At 43.3% G+C, this 536-nt stretch carries 1 protein-coding gene; it reads right to left on the minus strand.

The genetic code is table 11. The annotated features are described in order from the left end of the window. Positions 1–152: 152 nt before the first annotated feature. On the minus strand, positions 153–536 hold a 384-nt coding region (locus AB4558_RS19775), incomplete at its 5' end, for a transposase (protein ID WP_372072694.1).

The following is a 536-nucleotide window of genomic DNA, read 5'->3' on the forward strand; positions in this document are numbered from 1 at the left end:
ACAAATAAGCGTATTCAAATTGCTGCTGTTTTACTACGCGAGGTCTCGTTCCACGAGTAGCCCAAAGACGTGTTGTTGTGTTCTGCTGACCAAACCTAGCTTCGTCTTGAAACCAGACATCAACACTCTCTAGCCCAATATGGCCGGGGATCTTAAGGATCGTTTCGATTTGGAATTTTTTTAAAATCGTCTTGTATTTGCTGTGATTGTTTAGGGTGTTTGGAACGAGAAGTTATCCAAGAAAAACCCATGTGGTCGAGGAGATAATAGATGGAATTAGGGTGGTAGTGCTTGTCAAAGTGTTTAACGATGTAGTCATGTATATCGCTTCCAACAAGGCGGCCACCAGAAGGTGATTCAGCTTCTTTTTTTATGAAGGCACTGAGTTGAGCCCGCTGCTCATCGGTGAGGTATGCAGGCCTACCAGTCCGAGGTTTTTCTTGAAGTCCTTCTAGGCCTTCTTCAAAAAAAATCCGAACCCATTTATTGACACTGGTTCGACTGACTTTGAGAGATTTTGCAATTTGTGTACGAGA

Source organism: Vibrio sp. 10N.222.51.C5 (assembly GCF_041474575.1).
Taxonomy (GTDB): Bacteria; Pseudomonadota; Gammaproteobacteria; order Enterobacterales; family Vibrionaceae; genus Vibrio; species Vibrio crassostreae_C.